This window comes from Capilliphycus salinus ALCB114379, from assembly GCF_047276495.1.
GTDB classification, from domain to species: domain Bacteria; phylum Cyanobacteriota; class Cyanobacteriia; order Cyanobacteriales; family Microcoleaceae; genus Capilliphycus; species Capilliphycus salinus.
Genome location: NZ_CP178543.1, coordinates 846080 through 866667 on the forward strand (window position 1 = coordinate 846080; position 20588 = coordinate 866667).

Genomic DNA, 20588 nt, shown 5'->3' on the forward strand with positions numbered 1-20588 from the left:
GAAAAACAAAGTTTCAGACAACTGAATATATATGAACATTTAGTCGTTAGTTGATCGAAGTTTTATGATTCGAGTTTTCAACTCAAATTAACGTTCAGCTATCTGAGTTCATTGTTAAACATACACCTTCACACACAAAGGAAAACATGGTTAAAAACGGAACAACACCGATCATTAAAAGTAAAGCATCTGTTCGCAAACCCGTAACCAAAAGCGATGGAAATGGCTTAAAGATTATCCCTTTAGGCGGCTTACACGAAATTGGAAAAAATACCTGCGTCTTTGAATACGGAGATGAAATTATTCTCCTCGATGCGGGACTGGCTTTTCCCACAGACGGAATGCACGGCGTTAATATCGTCCTCCCCGATGTTACTTATTTGCGAGAAAATCGCCATAAAATCAAAGGGATGATCGTTACGCACGGTCACGAAGATCATATTGGCGGTATTCCCTTTCACCTCAAACAATTTGATGTTCCGGTGATTTACGGACCCCGACTGGCGATGGCATTACTTCAGGGTAAATTGGAAGAAGCCGGCGTCTCCGACCGCACCGAATTAAGATCCGTTCGTCCGCGAGAAATTGTTAGAATTGGTAAGAATTTCCTAGTCGAATATATCCGCAATACGCACTCAATCGCCGATAGTTTTACCGTTGCCATTAATACCCCGGTTGGTGTGGTTATTCATACCGGTGACTTTAAAATCGATCACACCCCGGTTGATGGAGAATTCTTTGATTTTCAACGATTAGCAGAATACGGCGAAAAAGGCGTTCAGTGCTTGTTGAGCGATTCGACAAACGCAGAAGTTCCGGGATTTACACCCTCAGAAAGTTCAGTGGCTCCCAACTTAGATCGGGTTTTTGCCCAAGCTGCCGGACGCATTTTGGTGACGACTTTCGCCTCTTCGGTACACCGACTTAATATTATTCTCAATATCGCCGAAAAACAAGGACGTTCGGTGGCGGTTGTCGGTCGTTCGATGCTGAATGTGATTGCTCACGCCCGCAATTTAGGGTATGTTAAATGTCGCGATGATTTATTTATTCCCTTGAATGCGTTGCGAGACACACCGGATGACAAAGTGTTAATTCTCACCACCGGGTCGCAAGGAGAACCGCTTTCAGCTTTAACGCGCATTGCTCACGGCGCTCACCGACAAATTAGCATTAAAAAAGGTGATACCGTTGTCTTTTCTGCGAACCCCATTCCCGGTAATACCATCGCCGTTGTCAATACCATTGATAAATTGATGATGTTGGGTGCGAACGTCATTTATGGTCGCGATAAAGGCATTCACGTTTCGGGTCATGGCTGTCAGGAAGATCAAAAATTAATGCTGGCGTTAACCCGTCCAAAATTCTTTGTTCCGGTACACGGCGAACATCGGATGTTGGTTAAACATTCTCAGACCGCTCAAAGTATGGGAATTCCCCCAGAAAATATGATCATCATCGATAATGGGGATGTGGTTGAACTCACCCAAGATTCTATCGGTGTGATTGATAAAGTTAAAGCCGGAATTGAACCGGTTGATTCTTCCCGGACCGGGGTTGTTAAAGATGATGTCATGCGGGAACGGCGTCAACTGGCTGAAGACGGGGTAATTACCGTAGCGGTGGCGGTTGATTTGAATGGTAAATTAATGGCTAAACCGAAGATTCATTTCCGAGGTGTTGTCACATCGGTAGACCAAACGGTGCTGGATAATTCGATTACTCAAGCGATTGAATTGACTTTAAATGATCGTTGGTCAGAGTTTGTGCGGACGTTTGATGGTCAAAAAGAGATAGACTGGGTTGGGGTAGAAACTCAAGTTGAACGGTCTATTGAGCGCACCCTAAAACGGGAACTTAACAGAAATAATCCGTTAGTGGTGTTGCTGATGAATACTCCCGATGTTGACAATAGTTCGGATGAATCATCCCAACCCCCCGCACCCCAAACAACGGGACGACGACGGACTCGCACTGCGGCGAGAGTGGCGTCTTAAACCGTCAAAATTGTCTAAATAAAACAGAGGGTGGGTTTTCTATTAACCCCACCCCAAACTGTTTTTTAATCAACTGTGACTCTAAAAATTGAAAACCGCTAGAAGCGCTAGGGTTTGAGGTGGAGCGGGGGCGAGTTTAGATTAATTATTGATCGCAAACATAGATTGAGTGCAGAACCCGCCCCTACAATTTTTTTGATCTAATATGAGATCCGACTCATTAATAATTCTAGCGGATATCATATAAAATACCAAAAACAATGCAACACAAAAAACGTAGGGGCGTATGGCATACGCCCCCTAACTTCTAAGTTTTCCGATGCTTTACATCATCAGGTTGACTCCCAACCAGTAAAGCAATAAAACACCAATCACAACAGACCAAGGGAGTAATCGGTTAGCAAAAGGAAATCGAGAATTTGCCATAGAAACTCACCTCTTTGACTAACATCAAAACATCAACTTTGGGTTTAAAAACAGATGGTTATCTGTTCACTTCAAAGGAGATTCTGTAAAGACTCCTCACATGATATTAATTATAGCGGTTTTTTAAATTGGGTGAGGGACAGTGGGGATTAAAAAACCCGGTTTCTAACAGAAAGGGGTTTTGGGGATATACCTCATACATCTGAGGAACGCCAGATTTTAGCGTACCGACAAAAAAATCCCCATTCAGTTGAACGGGGAAAAACAATATTGAGCTAAAATTTAAACAAATTAGCGCTTAACGTTACCCAAAAGTTGATTAACTGCGATCGCTAGCAACCACAGGCTCAAAACTGGGAATCACAATGTCATCATTTTGCTTGGTAAGCTGATTATACAAACGCTCAGTATTGGGGAAATTCGCCGCAGGTAAAGTGGGGAAACGACGGTAAGGAACCGTATCTTCTCCAAACATCTGAATATATTCGGCGCTATTAACCATCGCCCCGATAAACGCTTTCAAGCCTTGAGATGCTAAAATTTGGTTATACTTGCGAATTTCCGCTTGGTTTTGAGGCGCCCGACCCAAGAAATGCTTAGTTCCCAACTCAATCACTTTCGTATTGGGATAAGGGGTGTAGAACTCCCGGATATACAGAGAAGTGCTACCCAACGCCTCAATCATCTCTTTAACGGTAATTTCTCCGTTTCCGAGCTTACTTTCGAGAGCGGTAAACTCATTTTTCGCCACATAGGGGTCAATATCCCGCTCGAAAATTTGACGATAAGCCGCTTGAATTAAAATCTTCAACGCCACTTTATCATCAGTATTCGTCAGCTTGAACACCTTAGTTTGCTGACGTCGCTGACTCACCCCTTGAGAAACCCGATTTTGGACTTCGAGTTGACCCTTCATATTGTCAGGGGTACCGAGTTCCACAAAGCGAGGAGTTGGGGCTTGAGTAACGGTCGTAATTTGGGGCATTTTCTCCGGTAAAGTTCCCGCCCGCATGGTTCGCAGGGAAACACCGCCCGGAGTTAAATAGCGCTCGTAAGGAACCGTATCTTCGCCAAAAGACTCGTTGTATTCTTGAGAGTCGATAATAGAATCGACCAGAGCGTAAAAACCCTTCTTGGCGCAAATATCAAAGTAAGAATTGATTTCCGCACGCCCATAGGTGGGTCGTCCTAACAGACGGCGATGAATATACTCAATCGCTTTACAAATATAAAGGGAAGTCCAGTACATATTGCGGAAAGTATCAGATTTAGCTAAGGCTCTGATAAATTCCCGTACCGTGATGTCGCCGTTTTCGAGTTTAATTTCGGCAACTTTCTGGCCCTGACCTTCGTAAACGTCACGACCAAACACCTGTAAATAGGCCGCTTTGATCACCGCTTGGGTCGAGCTTTCGGAGAACTTAACGCTGTTACCGTTACTGCCTCCTGAACGCTTAAACCGACTGCTAACGTAACCTCCCGGAAGCTGATCGAGCTTGAACACTTTCGGCCCCAAGGAACCCGGATCGTTCGGACGGGCCGCGGGGTTGCTCAGTTGGTTATCAATTCCGGCACCATTGCGAATCAGAATCCGGCGAGTATCCTTGCTAAAGGGTGCGGGACTATTTTTGGGGTTGCGAGTTTCTTTCGGGAAAATTGCCCCAAACTGAATCTCCAGCGGGTCGTTGCCTTGACCGTAAACGTGTTGATCGGGTAAGGGTCGATTGTATGCTGCAAACAGAGTCACAAACTGAGGCACCTTGCGGAAGGGCGCACTGTAGTTAAACAACTCGATTTGCGGCCCCCAGTTGCGGCATTCTTGGGCTTCTTGACCCAATCCCCGCAGGTAAGGGACGGTTTCTTCGCCGAAGTAGTCCGCATACTCCTGAGAGTTTACCATCGCATCGACGAGTTTCGCCAAACCGCCTTCGGAGATGATCGCGAAGTATTTGCTAAATTCTTCGGGAGAGGACAAACCCCGACCCAAGAAGTGACGGGCGGCCAATTCTACAACCCGGCTGTTGACAAACGGTTCATAGAACTGTTTGCGATACAGGGGAGATTTACCCAAGCGACGAATAAACTCTTTCATCGAGATTTCGCCGTTTCTGACTTTGGACTCCAAGTCGGAAATGCCTTGGCTGTAAGCCCGGGTAATGTCGCGCTCAAATACCTGGCGATAAGCGGCTTTGATCACCTCTTCTTTTTCCACCACCGATAAACCCGGCTTCATCACAAATTTTTGACGGCGTTCGGCGGCGTTGAAGTAAATTTGAGGTAATTCTAAGCCCTGCTGATCGCTACTCGGACGCTGACGCAGTTTGTTAGAAGGGGTCGGCCCTTGAAACTCAGAAATCAGGACTTCAAAGTATTGCTTGACAATTTCTTGAGCGTCTGCATTTTGCTTGAAGTAGCCCAGTGACGCCCGCCGCATTTCCTGCAATGCAACCAAAGTCGCCGCACTCGAACAGGCGTTTTCGATGATTTCCCGCAGTCCTCGCACGTTAACGGCGATGATATTCGGATCGCCGGCAACAATTGAATAGGTTAAATAGCGCAGGAACCAGCTTAAATCTCGCAGGGATTTGGTCATGTTACCCGGACCGTAGCGAGAGACGTTAATGGGCTGGAAACCGGGGGGAATAAATACCGCCGGACCTGCACCGCCCGCATCGGCAAACAGCGATCGCAAACCGGAGAAAATTCCGCCACCGCCTTTGTTGTCAATGTAGGAAATGGTTCCTAATTTCATCCCTTCGGCGACGTTCATATCCCCGGCACCGGCTCCCGCCATTGCCATTTCGGGTTCTTGGGGTCTTTCCAGGAAGGCTAAAGGAGAACCGCCTGTAAAAATCCGGTTCGCCGCACGGGATACGATCAGTTCTGAGTTTTGGGTCAGAACCTGAGCTATTTCTAAACGCAGTTTCCCCGAGCTAAAGAAGGTTGCTAGTTCGCTCAGTTCGCCTTTGGCTAAAAAGCGATCTTGTTGCTCGGCTTGAGAAATGGTTGAGATCGGTAGAGTTTGATAGAGTTGGGGACGTGCAACAGAGCTGCCACCACTTGCTTTTACACTCATCTGTATCTAATCTGCTCCCTACAATAGAATCGCTACAGTTTTCAATCTGATGGCTTCCAAATTGCCACCGGGTCGGGTAAGCATTTATACTCGCTGACCTTTGCCCGTTTTGCAATCTGTTTTAGCCAAATCGTTCTTTCAGATTAAAATGATTTGGGTTGATTACTCGGTTTTTGTTAAAAAGCGTATCGAAACTTATTGTATAGATTTGGGAGAAGTTATCTGAGAAAAAAGAATAAGTTTTATTACGGCGATTGTCAACTAAGTGGGCAAAGGATGCGGAACTCGCCGCTCAAACCGTCCAGGCTACTATGACTTCGCGGTTGTAGTCAATGGCTCGGACTGCTGCTACAGTTCTCTGTTGTTCACTCTTATTCTTGAGATCGATCTCCTGCGGTTCGATAAAATTTACAAACTATGGAAGAAATTAGCACTGCGGTTCAACGACTTTACGATACTTACCCTTTTCCCCCCGACCCGTTACTCGACGAACCCCCACCGGGATATAACTGGCGTTGGTGTTGGCGAGCGGCTTATAATTTTTGTACCGGTCGCACTCCCCCCAAAGAAAAGATTCGCATTCTCGATGCCGGTTGCGGAACGGGTTCGAGTACCGAATATTTGATCGGGCTTAACCCCCAAGCGGCTGTTATCGGTATGGATCTCAGCGAGGGGGCGATCCGAGTCGCCAAAGAACGCACTCAACGCTCCGGTATCTCTACACCCGGAACCCCGACGCCGGAATTTCGCTGTTTGAGTTTGTATGATGTTGCTCAACTTCCGGGTCAGTTTGATTTAATTAATTGTGTCGGAGTTCTCCACCATTTACCCGATCCGGTTCGCGGACTGCAAACTTTGGCGTTGAAGTTGGCTCCGGGTGGTTTGATGCACATTTTTGTGTATGCTGAGTTGGGACGCTGGGAAATTCGTCTGATGCAACGGGCGATCGCTTTGATGCAAGGTAAATCCCGCAATAATTACCAAGAAGGGGTTAAGATCGGTCGTGAGATTTTTGAAGCGCTCCCTCCAGATAACCGTTTGGTTCAGTATGAAGCTCAACGTTGGGCGCTAGAAAATCAACGGGATGAGTGTTTTGCAGATATGTATGTTCATCCCCAAGAAATTGATTACAATGTTGAAACGTTGTTTGAGTTAATTGATGCTTCGGGGTTAGAATTTGTCGGCTTTTCTAATCGCAGTTATTGGCAGATTGAGCGTTTATTGGGAAAATCTCCCGAATTAATGGAACGAGTTGAAAAACTTAGCGATCGCGAACGTTATCGTTTAATTGAACTGCTCGATCCCCAAATTACTCACTATGAGTTTTTCCTCGGGCGTTCTCCTTTACCCCGCTCGAATTGGTCAAAAGATGAGACTTTATTGGCTGCTATTCCCGAATTAAGTCCCTGTCTCAATGGCTGGCCGAATCAAACTCTGTTTGATTATGATTACCAACTGGTACAATTGTCTTCTGAGGAGTTTGAATTTATGCGAGCTTGTGAGGTCAATACCGATTTTATCGAGTCGGAACAATCCCAAACCTCCGAGCGTCCTCAAAAAACGGTTCAAGAGATTTTGTCTGAAGTCCAACTCGACTTGGAAGGGGTACGTTCGCTGCGATCGCGACAGCTTATTTTGTTAACTCCGAACCCGTCTTAAGATCGCCTTTTCAACTCAAGTTTTTGAGAAAAATGTCGGAACCCGTCGGGTAACAGACTGTAGATATTTTTAGGATTGTTGCCCGAAAACGAGGCTTATTTTAATCAGAAAATAGCGATGAGAGATCCGATGCAAGAGAATACTAAACCTGTTGGTATTATCGCTGCGATCGCCGCATTATTGATCGCAGTCGGGGGAGGAATAACCTGGTGGACGCTGAGTACCCGTCAAACCGAACAACCGGATGTGGTTTCACCCGTTCCCTCTCCCTCTCCGGGGGAAACCTCACCACCGACACCAGTTCCCCCACCGGGAGCCGAACAACCGGGAACCGTTGAAAAAACCGTTGAAATCTACCGGGTTCAAGATCAAAACGGTGAAATTGCCTGGGTGCCTACGCCCGTTACCGTTGAGGTGAACGAAGATGATCCGGGGGTAGTCTTAGAAGCCGCTTTCAAGCGTTTATTGGCTCAACCCACCGATGAAAATCGATTTAGTGAGATTCCACCCCAAACGCAAGTTCTGAGCGTTCAGGCTGATTCTAATCAGGTCTACGTCGATCTATCACCGGAGTTTACCACAGGGGGCGGCAGTGCTTCGATGATTGGACGTTTGGGACAGGTGATTTATACCGCAAGCAGTCTTAACCCCGATGCGAAGGTTTGGATCTTGGTAGGGGGTCAACCGTTAGAAATACTCGGAGGCGAAGGCTTAGAAGTTCCCCAACCCGCAACCCGCAAAAACTTTGAAGCCGAATTTCAATAGTCAAGAGTCGGGTTGGTAGGGGCTGGTTCTGCGCTCAATGTATGTTTTCCTAGAAATAACTGATATAAACCCGCCCCGGAGTCGGGAAAAGTCGATTGGGTCAGTCGTTATATCATCTCCGACTAATTAATATTCCTAAACGTAGGGGCGGGTTCGACCCCGATGTTGACGACTATTCCGAGATTGACATCAACCCGCCCCACCCCATAACAGGCATTAATCAACCGGATATCTATCATATTAGTTAGAAAAAGGGGCGGGTTTATGTAAGTTATTTGTGGTAAGACATAAATCTTGGCGGAACCCGCCCCTACAAGACTGGTGAGGTGATAACTGGTGAGGTGTTGACAGAAAAGGGGCGGGTTTATGTAAGTTATTTGTGGGAAGATATAAATCTTCGCGGAACCCGCCCCTACAAGTCGGGTGAGGTGATAACTGATAACTGTAAATTCCCTATTCCCCTTTCCCTATTCTGGATTAATTCGCATTAAAGCTTGACCGTACTCGACAGGAGCGCCATTTTCGACTAAAATTTCAACAATTTGACCGGAAACTTCCGATTCAATTTCATTCATCAACTTCATGGCTTCAATAATACAGACCACCTGTCCGACGGTAACGCGATCGCTTTTTTCAACAAAAGGAGGTTCATCGGGAGCAGGAGAACGATAGAACGTTCCCACCATCGGAGAAGTCACCTCAACCCATTTGGTATCGGAAGAAAGAGAAGATGAGGGAACCGATGAAGTCGGACTACCGGAAGATGTGGCTTTTTCAGACAGATGAGTTGGAGATGGGGAAACAACAGGAGACGATGCCAACTCCGAACTCCGAACTCCACCAGTGAGCATAGAATCCATCGGTGACAACGAGCGCTCGCCGAGGGGAATTTCCTTGCGAACAGTCAGTTCAAAATCGTCACTCTTCAGGGTTAGCTCAGAGATATTCGTTTTATCAATGTCAGCCAACAATTCACGAAGCTGGTTGAGATCGAGTTGCACAGTTGGTATGTCTCCCTTGGATTGATATTGGATATTGAATCTTAAATTGAGCCTGTTTCTCCTAATTTTTAACAGAGTATGACACTGCAAAGAGGAGAGGGGGTCTACTCCCGACCCAAATATGTATCGCTGCGAGTATCAATTTTGATACGCTCTCCGATCGAAATGAACAGTGGGACCATCACCGTTGCACCGGTTTCGACGGTAGCGGGTTTTGTACCTCCGGTTGCCGTATCCCCTTTAACGCCAGGATCGGTTTCTGTCACTTCCAAAACAACGGAGTTGGGCAGTTCTACTTCTAAAACTTGGTCATTCCAGCGAACAACGTTGACTTCCATGCCTTCTTTAAGGTACTTTACCCCATCGCCAATTTGATCGGGGTTGAGGGGAGCTTGTTCAAAAGTCTCCATATCCATAAAGACAAACTGCTCACCTTCTTTATAGGTGTATTGCATCACACTTTTTTCTAAGTTCGCTTGAGGAACGGTTTCCCCGGCTCGGAATGTGCGTTCAAGTTTGTTACCGGTCTGCACATTTTTGAGTGTCGTCCGAACAAATGCAGAACCTTTTCCGGGTTTGACGTGGAGGAAGTCCACGACTCGCCAAACTTGCCCGTCTAATTCAATTGTGACACCTGTGCGAAAATCATTACTGGAAATCATGGAGTTTCTGTGGGTGGAGAAACAATCGGCTATTTATTTTACCGCTCAATGGGTACTCATCTGTAGTGTTGTGCTTGAGTTCTTAAGATTCACGCCAGAATTTGCCGTTCAAGGGTCGCGGTTGACCCGTAAGATGAGAAAGTGAATCAAATCGGAGACTTATGCTGCATTGGCCTGATTCTATGATGGAGACTTGCAAACGTTGGTTGAAAACCGGAGTGGTCCTACTCTTGTTGTGTTCACTCTCAATGGGTTTGAGTGGCGCTTGGTGGGATTTTGGCGGGGGGAGTAGTGAACCCAAGCGTGAAAGTGTGTTACCCCAAGGAAATGCGATTACTGATGGTAAAGCGTTATTGCGTTATGCTCTACCCATTGATAACGAACCGGTGCGGAAGATGCAACGCAGTTTAGAAGAAATTGCTACCCGCATTCGGGGACGGCGTTGGAGTCCGATTAGCGGAGATATTGCGATCGCTTCGCGAGTGTTAACGACTCAAGAATCTCAATTGTTGGCGAGTATCCCTCCGGACAAACAAGCTGAAGCTGAAGGGATTATTAATCAACTCCAAGCGGGAATGGAGACTTTGCGGGAAGCGCTCGAAGTCAAAGATGGCGAAAAGTTACTCGAAACCCGAGCCGAACTTCTTCAAGAAATCGGTGAACTTGAGGAGTTAATGGTAACAGAATTTCCCTTTGAAGTTCCTGCCGAATATGCTAATTTACCTCAGCTAAAAGGGCGAGCTACTGTTGAGATTAAAACGAGTCGCGGTGATATTACCCTGGTTGCTGATGGCTACAGCGCCCCACTAACTGCGGGTAATTTTGTGGATTTGGTTGAACGGGGATTTTATGATGGTTTAAAGTTTATTCGCGCCGAAGATTCTTACTATTTACAAGTCGGCGATCCTCCCGGAAAGGCGGAGGGGTTTATTGACCCGAAAACCGACAAAGAGCGCGATATTCCTTTGGAAATTTTAGTTCGCGGAGAAACTGAACCGATTTACGGTTTTACTTTAGAAGAAATCGGTCGTTATCGAGATGAACCGGTTTTACCTTTTTCGGCTTACGGTACTGTTGCTTTAGCCCGTCCTGAACCTTTGCCCAATGGCGGTTCTTCTCAAATTTTCTTTTTCTTGTTTGAACCCGAATTAACTCCGGCTGGATTAAACTTATTAGATGGTCGTTTTGCTGCCTTTGGATATGTAACTAAGGGTAAAAAAGTTTTAGAGAATATTCAGCAAGGAGATGTGATTGAGTCGGCTAAAGTCGTTAAAGGGGCTGAAAATTTAGTTGAACCCCAAGACGCTTAAACTGAAACGTTAACACCCCACCCAATCAATTAAACTGTTAATGGCTAATTCTAAATTGGGGAAATTAGCCGTTAGCAGTAATCCCAGCCAACTCAATCAACATTTAAAATTGAAGTTTGATGTTAATTTTATTCAGAAATTATGGCTTTTATTGAATTATTTTGTGTTGCCGGATTAGGAGTTTTGGTCGGTTTGTTAATGGTTCAACTTGGCGGCAATAAAGAACAAAAACGTCGGCTCGATAACGCATTTTATCAGTTATTAGAAGCCCAAGATAGTCGCATTTCCCTAATTCAACTCGCCGCCACCGCTCAAGTCAGTGCGGAAGTCGCCCAAGAGTATTTAGAACGACAAGCAAAGGTATTTTCGGCGTTACCCGATATTGACGAAGAAGGGAATACATTTTATCAATTTCCCCGCTTGAATTTGCCGAAAAAACTGAATCAACAAGACTGGTAAATTTGAGTTCTCTCTCTAGCGTTTAATTACCTAGAGTTTAGCATTTTTTCACGCCAAACCCGCTTGATTCTTAAAACTATACAGATCTTTTTTACCATAATTTGGTCAAAATCATCAATTTGCGGTTCAATAGAGAATGAAACCATCGTGAAAATCTATGGCATCCTCTTCTTCTAAAACCACTGGATTATTGACCGGATTAAGCTTTGGCTTAGTGATTACCCTTGCCTTTTTTGGGTTGGGGTATCTCTTAAATTTAAGCATTATTTTTGGAGTAATTGCAAGTATCTGCGGTTACTGTCTCGGGAGTTGGTGGCAGATCGATGAAGTTCCCAATTCCTCCGAAAAATCGCCCTTTGAACCTCTAGAAAGAGGGATTACACAGGTTTTAGTGAAAACTAAATTAATTCAGCCGGATACGAAAACCTCTAAAGCCCGTCCGACTCGCGCCCTCTCGGTTTTTGAGTGGGTGTTGAGACCCCATAACGTTCCTCCCAAGTCGAGGAAATAATTGGGGTTGGCCCGAGTCGGTGAAAAAGAAAAACGCCCATGACTTGATGGGCGGTCTAATCAGGGTGCATCTACTATATAAGTAGTATAGACCATGATGGGTGTCACCCCACAAGTAAATTTACAAAACTTTACAATTTGTGAAAAATAGCCCGGATAAATCAAACATTCCATGACTCCAACCCTCTTTGGACGCTGGCAAACCCGTATATTGCTGTTGGCCACCGTCGGTATATTTGTGACTGTCCCCTTCTGGTTGGCCAACTCCGGTCAAGCCCGTTGGGTCTACTTTGCCTTTTTGGGATATATCGCCCTGTTTGGGTTGGCTTGGGATGGCCTGTATATCTACCTGCAAAAATTCCGTTGGGATCGAGATTGGCCCGGAGTCTTTCAACTATTCGGGGGAATTTGGGAAGGGTTATTTGTGGCAGGATTAGCCCAAACCGTCGGTTTACCGGGCATTTCCCCCCAACTTTTTCATCTGGGATTATTTATCTGTCATTACAGTTTGGTCTGGTTAGCGACTTACCTCGCTTCTGTCAGCCTAACGCGAATTTTATTTCCTCGCTGGCGGTTTCGGGGCGGACGTTGGTTTTAATTTCTAATTCCCCAACCTCGGACGAAGGCGCTTAATATTATCCTGTAAAAAAGCGGAGGGCAGCAAATAATTCCCGTCAACAGCAGCATAGGCGGGTCGCTGATTTGTAACTAAATCAATCGTTGCATTTTGGTCGGAAATTTGATATTTCTTGCTGAAAATCTGCTTACCATTTTCATCAGAAAGAGAAATCGTTAGGGGTAAATCTAACGCCTCTGACTCTTGCTTTCCAAGCTGCGTCGTGTATAACTTTTGTGCTTCTACCCGAAGTTTAACTTTATATTTTCCATCGGGTAACGCCTCAAAAACAGCATCCGATAATCCCACCTGATAAGTAATAACATTAGCAAATAATTCGCTAATAATTTCTCGTTGCTCGTTAGAAGATTGAGCTAAAATCGCATCCCGCAAATCAAGAACGGTTGCATAGGGGGCGGGTTGATAACGATACTTTTGGAGAAAACTTTGAATTCCCGAAAGTAAAGCTTCTTTGCCGATTAAATCCTCAATTTGTTCTAAAATCATACCGCCTTTATGACGGGCGATAGGTAACTCATTATACACATCAATGAGCGGGGGTTCTTGGAAGTCAATTTTACCAAGCAGACGAAAGAAATCCCGGAGAAACTGTTGTTTGGCTTGGCGTTGTTCTTCGGGGGTGCGACGAGAACGTTGATAAAGAGAACTCGCATAAGCGCTCAAAGATTCTCGAATAGTCATCCCTCCCGCTACATCTGCGGCGATGATTTGATCTTCCCACCAAGCATAAGCCAAGAGATAACTTACCCAGTCAATTATATGATCTTTTCCCCGACCTTGGGCTTCACTTTTCCAGACCAATACTTCAGGAATACCGATAACTCCGGCTTCCGAAAAAACCATTCCATCATAATAAACAAACTCCACAACCCGCACCTGTTCAAACGGATAGGGGCCGAAAGTTTGCTCATAATATTCTAAAGCTTTGCCCGCGTGTTCGGCAATTAGCTCAACATTTTCTTCGTGTTTGGGATGATAGTAAATTTCAATCGGAACCCGATAATTATTGTTTCTATAAACGGCATAACTGCTGGAATAAATTGTAAACTTACCTCTGTCTTTTGAGGTAGATTTATACTGGAAATAATTGCGATTTCCCTGTTTCCATTGATTGACTAATTTTCCGGTTGTGACAACGGTTTGATCCCCAGAGGTTCCAATGGTAATATCTGTACTACCCCAACTTAAATGAGTTAGCATTAATCCCTGTGATAAACCAATTGGGTTGTTATGACTTCGCATCCGTTCATCTAAAGGGGGTAAATTAAATTGATGACGCATCCAAGCCTTTTTATGTTCAACCATTTTGGTATAACCAACAAAGGGTAAAATAAAAGGACTATATAAATTTGTACCGTTTCCGACGACATCATTCGGATAAATCATGTAAACATCATCGCTATCAACCTGATTTTGAAATCCTCGGGGACGGTTGGTTTTGGTGATAAATTTCAGGGTTTGACGTTCCCCCGGTTTTAACGGGGTTTCCAGGTCATAAATATAATATCCCCATTCGGGATAGGCTTGTTTTAATGTTGCACCGGGATAGTTGATTTCGGCGAGGTTTAAGTTAATAAAACTGAGGAGATGAAGCTGTTTAATGGGGGTATTGGTGCGATTTTCTAACCGATATTCGCCGTTAGCAACGAAGTAACGTTCTTCGGGATATAGTTCTATATTGACTTTGGTGTTGGTGACAACGGGTAGGGGTAGATTTTCGTATTGTTTGAAGCGTTTTTCTATTTCTGCTGCGGTTTCTTCTTTTCCGGGGGGTTGGTATTGGTTGATAATATTCGTATTATAAAAAATCCATCCCCCCACCCCAACAAAAGCAACAATTAACCCGGCTAATGTTTGTTTAACGGTCTGACTGGTTTTTACCCAGGCTTGTTTCCAATGTTTGATTAAACGAAAATTAGAGGTTCCGCGCGGCCAGGTTATATAAGCCAAAACTATCAAAATTGCACCGAACAAAGCCCAATATAAACTGTACCAAAGATGTCCGGTTAATAGATGACCGTAGCCATTCATCAAGGAATATTCAATATCGTTTGTAGCCGCAAAACGATAGAGGTTATGATACCAACCCAGGGCATCTAGAGGGATTTTGGTCAGAGAAATGATTACGACTAACGCCATCCCTGCGTATTTATGACGGGTGATAACTTGGGTAAAAAGGGCGAGTATTGCGATCAGATAAAAATACGGCCCGTGTTCTACAAATAGCATTTGAAAATATAGCGGAAACTCAAAATCGGTGTATCCGTTAACAGCTTGATATCCAACCATTACCGCCATTGCTAACAGTAAATTAAGGGTGATAATGGCAAACAAAGCGGTGAGTTTTGATAAGAGTAAAACGCCATTAGAAACGGATGTAGCATCGATAACGGCTTGCAGACGGAGTTGGCGATCACGCCAAATTAATTCGGCTGAATAAACGATGATAATTGCAAACAGAATATATTCGAGATAGAGGTTGGCGGAATGAATTAAAATATCGGTACTGGGATTAGAATAGTTGTAGGAACGAGTTCCCATTGCGGTGATAATTAGACTGATTAAACCAAAGGCTGTTAACAGTAAAAAAGCCCGTCCTGTTAAAACTTGTTTGATTTCAAAAATACTACGATAAAGCCACTGGTTCAAGAAGGTTTTTAAACCAAAATTTTTAGGAGTTATAGGAATTGGATTGAATCGATAATTTGGATTTACAGTAGCCAATTTTTGAGGTAATTTTGATTTTTTATCTCTCCGAACACGGGATGTATTCAAGAGTTTCATTGAATAAGTTTGATAGCTGAAACTCCACAGCAACAAACCGACTGTTAACCAGAAAATACGGTTTAAAATCTGAAGACCGCTTAACGGTGGCATCAGGGTATTATGTTGATAGACCGTCCAGGATAATGTCTTTTCTTCTAAGGCATAAAACCCAAAGGGATCTAACATTGCCCAAAGGCGATATTGTTCAAAATTAATTACATCTACGCCGACCATAATTAAAGAGGCGAGATAAAGCATAATTAAAACAATTGCCCCCGCATAGGTGACGGCAATACTGCGGGTTTTTGCAGCCAAACAAAAGGCAATTGCCGACACTAAAAATAGATTGGGCAGGATAAACAGAATATAGCTAAAAACGTAAGCATCCGGGCGAAACGGCCCCAAGGCAAAGGGATTGAGTCCGGGCATCATTGTTCCCAAAATCATTCCCGGTAAATAGCTGGAAAAAGCGAAAAGCGTCATCCCAAAGGCGGCGATAAAACGGGTGGCTAGATAATCCCATTTCCGAATGGGTGTCGCTAATATTAACGCTTCCATGCGATAGTTTGTATCTCGCACAAAAGTTTCCGCAACAAAGGCAGAAGCCGCAAGAATTCCAAAAATACTGTACCAAATGGTTGTTTGAAAAATTTGGGAGGGACTATTAACAAAAAAGAAAGCGTTCCCTTCTCCAGCGTTAGAAATACTGTCGGTTAGGCTAATCACAAAAAATAAAATCGCGATCAGCCAAAACGTTGGGCGACGCAAATGGTAAAGGATTTCAAACCGAACAATCTCAAAAAATATAGACTTCATAATTAAGCGGCGATCGCGAAGGATTCTAATCGTAATGCGGTAAAATAAACATCGTTAAGATCGGGTTCAACCGGGTGAAAATGTTGGCCCGGTTGAGTCTCGCTCAACACCCGAACACAGCGTTTTCCCCTCGACATTCGAGCGGTGATTATGGTGCAGTTTTCGGGGAGGTTCGAGGCGTCTAATTCTGAGGTTATCCAAATTTTTCCTTGCAATGTTTCGGTTAAAAATAGGGGACTCCCGGAGCGAATAATTTCACCCCGATTTAGAATTGCCATTTGCTTGCAAAGTTCCGCCACATCTTCTACAATATGGGTGGAAAGGATTAACACCCGATCTTGGCTAATTTCTGCGAGCAAGTTTTGAAACCGAATCCGTTCGACCGGATCGAGGCCTGCGGTGGGTTCATCAACGATTAGCAATTGGGGCGAACCCAGAAGCGCTTGAGCAATACCAAAACGTTGGCGCATTCCACCGGAAAAGGTTCCTAATTTCTGTTTTCTTTGCTCGTAAAGATTGACCAGTTGCAACTGTTGGGCGACAAGTTCGCGGCGCTGTGAGGGGCGAGTAAATCCCTTGAAAACGGCGATTTGATCTAATAAATCCTCAGCCGAAACGTTCGGATAAACCCCAAAATCTTGGGGAAGATAACCCAACCGTTGGCGGGCGATTTGAGGATTTTTCAGCAGATTTAAGCCGTCGAGTTCGATCAATCCAGAATCCGCATCCTGTAACGTGGCGAGGGTTCGCATAAAGCTAGATTTCCCGGCACCGTTGGGACCTAGCAAACCGAAAATCCCGCAACCGATTTCTAAGGAGATTTCTCGCAAAGCTTGAATCCCGTTGGCGTAGGTTTTGCTGAGTTGTTTAATGACAAGCATTGTAGTTAAGCTCCCCCGGTTGTTCGCGTTTTATCCCAGAAAACCGACTTTTGTTTTCTGTAGCTCTTGACACTAAGTTTCATTTTGTCTCACTTTCCCCCACCCAAGCCCGTTTAAACTTCTTGAGAGTCTTTATCATTTGTTAGTCTGATATAAAGTAGCATCTCCTGGCGGTACTCCAGTGATTTTCCAAAAAATTTTAGATTTTGGCGAAGTCCATAAGCCGTTGTGTCAGGTTCAATGTCAAAATAGAGTAATCAGAAATTAGGGACGGATGGGAATTGTGGCTTATAAGATTGGTTTGTTGGGACTCGGAACCGTTGGGACAGGAACCGCACAAATTCTACTGGATACCAACGGACGACATCCCCTATTGCAAGGGTTAAGCCTACATCGGGTTGGGGTGCGATCGCTGTCAAAATCTCGCGGGGTTGAACTCCCGGAAGCCATACTGACAACCGACTTGGAGGAAATTGTCACCGATCCGGAAGTCGATATTGTGGTAGAGTTGATTGGCGGCCTCGAACCCGCGCGATCGCTGATTCTCAAAGCCATTTCTCACGGAAAACACGTCGTTACTGCCAATAAAGCCGTCATCTCTCGCTACGCCGATGAAATCTTCACCGCAGCCAACGAAAAGGGCGTCTATGTGATGTTGGAGGCGGCTGTCGGGGGCGGTATTCCGGTGATTCAACCCTTGAAACAGTCCCTCGGCGCCAACCGCATTCACCGCATTATGGGGATTGTTAACGGCACCACCAACTATATTCTCACCCGAATGCAGCAGGAAGGGGCCGATTTTGCCGAAGTGTTGGCCCAAGCGCAACAGTTGGGGTACGCCGAAGCCGATCCGACTGCGGATGTTGACGGGTTGGATGCTGCTGATAAAATTGCGATTTTGGCGTCTTTGGCGTTTGGTGGACGAATTAAACTTAGTGAGGTTTATTGTGAGGGAATTCGTAATATTAACGCCAGCGATATTTCTTATGCGGAACGTTTGGGATTTGTGATTAAATTACTGGCGATCGCCAGTCGCGATCCTCAAGCCACTTTAGAAAACGATTTACTATCAATTCGAGTTCACCCCACTTTACTCCCAAAAGCGCATCCTTTGGCGAGTATTAATGATGTTTACAATGCCATTTTAATTGAAGGCGAACCCATCGGACAGGTGATGTTTTTTGGTCGGGGTGCCGGTGCTGGACCGACGGCGAGCGCTGTTGTTTCCGATATTTTGAATATTGCGGCGCTTCTCAATACTCCCGTCTCGGGCGAACTTAATCCGTTGATGAGTTGTACCCATCAACATTATTGTAATTTGGCGCCGATGGAAGATTTAATGACTCGTTTTTACGCCCGTTTTGTGACTCAAGATGAACCGGGTGTAATTGGCAAGTTGGGGACTTGTTTTGGCAATCATCAGGTGAGTATTGAATCGATTGTGCAGATTGATACGCACGGAGAATTGGCGGAAATTGTTGTTGTTACCCACGATGTTCGAGAGGGGAATTTTAGACGGGCGCTTGATGAAATTCAAAGCTTTAATGTTGTTAATCGGATTCCTAGTATTTTGCGCGTGTTGTAAGTTTTAGGGATAAAATAGCAATAAAAGAGGTTTTCAACTTGTTCTTAATTTCTATCTAAACTCTTGACGAATTTGGCAACTTTGAGACGGGATTAAGAAAGGTTAAGGTTGCTTGACAAACAGATATCCTCAATCTATTCTCTGTTACATCCCTCTAATGTTTTACTTGGAGTAATAACATGAGTTTAGAAGATAAGATCAAAGCAACCGCTAAGAATATTGAAGGTAAAGTTCAGGAAGCAGTAGGTGAAATTACCGGAGATCCTGAGCAAAAAATGGAAGGAAAAAGGAAGCAAGCCGAAGCTGAAATTCAGCACGGAATTGAAAACTTAAAAGACAAAGCGAAAAAATTGATTGATTAGTTTTCAAAGTTATCTGAATATCAATTCAACTATTCAGAATTGGGAGCGTAGAAATATGCTCTTTTTTTCTGGTCAAGTTTTCCTTGAAAAATCGATAGAAGAATCTCGACTCATGGTAAATTGGTTATGGGTGATTTTCTGTCAAGCTGTCAATCTTGCCCTAGAATCCCTGGTTACAGTTAAATACAGATTTATTACTAACTCAAATGTTTTTCTTTGGTATAGAACACGAAGTTGCTTTCCTCAACTCCAAAGGACACTTTGCGGATTTTTCCCGTACAAAATTTGCAGATTTTCAGCAAATAATAGACCAACTCCCCCTTTACCCCAACGATGAGTTACAATTACGAGTTGGCGATGCGGGAATTAGAAAAAAGCGCTGGTATATCGAAGGATTTGAAAGATTTGATGAATCAGGAAAAGTGATTGATTGTGCGGTAAAAGGGATTGAAATTAGAACAACAATTCATAATGATATTCAAGGGGCAATTGATGAATTAACAACCAGTTTTCAATTATTGCGAGAAATGGCGGCTAATTTTGGGTTTACACCCGTTCTCACCAGTTTTAATCCCTACACTTCCGTTTTTCAACCCGAACCCCCCTTAAACGAATACGAAATTAAACAGTTACAGAGTCATCCCGATGAAAACACCGCTACAATTTACATGGTGACTTATGGACCGGATTTAAACTTATCGTTCGCCGATTTATCCATAGAAAAACTGATTGATGTGGGTCAAAAACTGACTTATTACAGTCCTTATATTGTGCCATTTAGTTATAGTTCTCCCTTTTCTAACGGACAGTTATGGGAAGGTTTATCGGTGAGAACATTTATCCGAACCGGCAGAAGATCGGCTACATTAGTGTTTGTCGCTGAAGAAAAACAATTAATTAAAAGCGTTCCCTCACTCACCAAAGTCGCTAGAATCCCCGCAGAAGTCGGCCGAATAGAATTTAAAGCGTTTGATACTTGTGATGATTTTCGCATCTATGCGGCGCTGTTAGCCTTGTTAAAAGGTTTAATTTTAGATGAAACCTTATCGGGTCGTGCTACCATTCCCGATGCGAATTTACATCAAATTTCTGCCAAGTTGGGTTTTGAACATGAGGAGATTTTCACCAGTGCGACTCAGATTTTAAATGCGGTAGAAATCGCTTTACAAGATGATCCGGATCGGCATTTATTACAACCCCTCAAACAGATGTTAACCGAAGGAAAAACCCGCTCCCATGAATTGATTAAAATTTTTCAAAATGGAAGTTCAATTGAAACCACTTTGAGACAAACTTATTGAGAGTTTATCTGTTTTAGCAGCTTTGAGGATGGACATTTAGACCATCGGGTTTGGGGTTGGGGGTTGGGAAGATCGGTTCCTCCGACCAATTCTCACCCATAACAACTTGAGATGAATTTCCTGACCCTCGGCTCGAACTCCCCATCTCTCCATCTCGGGGATCGGTCGAGATATTCGATTAAAAACTAAGTTTCTTAATAGAAAGCAGATTTTGGGGATGTACCCGATCGCAAATAGCGCTATAAGTTTGATCTTGAGTCGATCTAAATTTACTAAAGCTTTACAAAAAAAGTTGAAATTTTTAAAAAACTATCTTTTTTTCTGGGTACCAATCGGACTAAGCTAATACTAACAAATCCATTACGATAATCCATC

At 44.2% G+C, this 20588-nt stretch carries 16 protein-coding genes; 11 read left to right on the forward strand and 5 right to left on the reverse strand.

Features of this window, described 5'->3' with window-relative positions:
- Positions 1 to 146: 146 nt before the first annotated feature.
- Positions 147 to 1997, forward strand: coding sequence for a ribonuclease J (locus ACL6C3_RS03525; protein ID WP_413165390.1), 1851 nt, complete (start codon positions 147 to 149; stop codon positions 1995 to 1997).
- 745 nt (positions 1998 to 2742) lie between these two features.
- Here ACL6C3_RS03525 and ACL6C3_RS03530 read toward each other — a convergent pair.
- The gene (locus ACL6C3_RS03530; protein WP_413165392.1) at positions 2743 to 5499 is read right to left on the reverse strand and encodes a phycobilisome rod-core linker polypeptide; all 2757 of its coding nucleotides are present in this window, start codon (positions 5497 to 5499) and stop codon (positions 2743 to 2745) included.
- Positions 5500 to 5916: 417 nt separating this feature from the next.
- Between ACL6C3_RS03530 and ACL6C3_RS03535 the strand changes: the two genes are divergently transcribed.
- Positions 5917 to 7158: a class I SAM-dependent methyltransferase gene (locus ACL6C3_RS03535; protein WP_413165394.1), complete on the forward strand. Its 1242-nt coding sequence runs from the start codon at positions 5917 to 5919 to the stop codon at positions 7156 to 7158.
- 129 nt (positions 7159 to 7287) lie between these two features.
- On the forward strand, positions 7288 to 7923 hold the full coding sequence (locus ACL6C3_RS03540) for a GerMN domain-containing protein (RefSeq protein ID WP_413165396.1): 636 nt from the start codon (positions 7288 to 7290) through the stop codon (positions 7921 to 7923).
- 467 nt (positions 7924 to 8390) lie between these two features.
- On the opposite strand, the gene accB is transcribed toward ACL6C3_RS03540, so the two are convergent.
- Positions 8391 to 8924, reverse strand: a complete 534-nt coding sequence (gene accB / locus ACL6C3_RS03545; protein ID WP_413165398.1) for an acetyl-CoA carboxylase biotin carboxyl carrier protein — start codon at positions 8922 to 8924, stop codon at positions 8391 to 8393.
- Positions 8925 to 9028: 104 nt separating this feature from the next.
- Positions 9029 to 9586, reverse strand: a complete 558-nt coding sequence (gene efp, locus ACL6C3_RS03550) for an elongation factor P (RefSeq protein ID WP_413165400.1) — start codon at positions 9584 to 9586, stop codon at positions 9029 to 9031.
- Positions 9587 to 9771: 185 nt separating this feature from the next.
- Here efp and ACL6C3_RS03555 point away from each other — a divergent pair, with 185 nt between their 5' ends.
- From ACL6C3_RS03555 to ACL6C3_RS03575, 5 genes are all read left to right on the forward strand, one after another.
- The gene (locus ACL6C3_RS03555) at positions 9772 to 10896 is read left to right on the forward strand and encodes a peptidylprolyl isomerase (protein ID WP_413168248.1); all 1125 of its coding nucleotides are present in this window, start codon (positions 9772 to 9774) and stop codon (positions 10894 to 10896) included.
- Positions 10897 to 10936: 40 nt separating this feature from the next.
- A complete protein-coding gene (locus tag ACL6C3_RS03560; RefSeq protein WP_413165402.1) occupies positions 10937 to 11074 on the forward strand; it encodes a hypothetical protein in 138 nt (45 codons plus the stop codon).
- Positions 11038 to 11355 (forward strand): hypothetical protein, encoded by a 318-nt coding sequence (locus tag ACL6C3_RS03565; protein WP_413165404.1) that lies wholly within the window; start codon positions 11038 to 11040, stop codon positions 11353 to 11355. The genes ACL6C3_RS03560 and ACL6C3_RS03565 overlap by 37 nt, the downstream gene beginning before the upstream one ends.
- A gap of 157 nt (positions 11356 to 11512) precedes the next feature.
- The gene (locus ACL6C3_RS03570; protein WP_413165406.1) at positions 11513 to 11866 is read left to right on the forward strand and encodes a hypothetical protein; all 354 of its coding nucleotides are present in this window, start codon (positions 11513 to 11515) and stop codon (positions 11864 to 11866) included.
- A 171-nt stretch (positions 11867 to 12037) separates the two neighbouring features.
- Entirely contained in the window at positions 12038 to 12463 is a 426-nt protein-coding gene (locus tag ACL6C3_RS03575) for a hypothetical protein (protein WP_413165408.1), read from the forward strand.
- A gap of 3 nt (positions 12464 to 12466) precedes the next feature.
- Here the strand turns inward: ACL6C3_RS03575 and ACL6C3_RS03580 are convergent, their stop codons facing one another.
- A complete protein-coding gene (locus ACL6C3_RS03580; protein WP_413165409.1) occupies positions 12467 to 16084 on the reverse strand; it encodes a hypothetical protein in 3618 nt (1205 codons plus the stop codon).
- Positions 16085 to 16086: 2 nt separating this feature from the next.
- A complete protein-coding gene (locus tag ACL6C3_RS03585) occupies positions 16087 to 16965 on the reverse strand; it encodes an ABC transporter ATP-binding protein (protein WP_413165411.1) in 879 nt (292 codons plus the stop codon).
- A gap of 283 nt (positions 16966 to 17248) precedes the next feature.
- Here ACL6C3_RS03585 and ACL6C3_RS03590 point away from each other — a divergent pair, with 283 nt between their 5' ends.
- The 3 genes from ACL6C3_RS03590 (at position 17249) to ACL6C3_RS03600 (ending at position 20213) form a co-directional block, all read left to right on the forward strand.
- A complete protein-coding gene (locus ACL6C3_RS03590) occupies positions 17249 to 18550 on the forward strand; it encodes a homoserine dehydrogenase (protein ID WP_413165413.1) in 1302 nt (433 codons plus the stop codon).
- Positions 18551 to 18729: 179 nt separating this feature from the next.
- Entirely contained in the window at positions 18730 to 18912 is a 183-nt protein-coding gene (locus tag ACL6C3_RS03595; RefSeq protein ID WP_413165415.1) for a CsbD family protein, read from the forward strand.
- Between the two features lie 206 nt (positions 18913 to 19118).
- Complete coding sequence (locus ACL6C3_RS03600; protein ID WP_413165417.1) at positions 19119 to 20213, forward strand: hypothetical protein; 1095 nt, start codon at positions 19119 to 19121, stop codon at positions 20211 to 20213.
- The last annotated feature ends 375 nt before the right edge of the window (positions 20214 to 20588 follow it).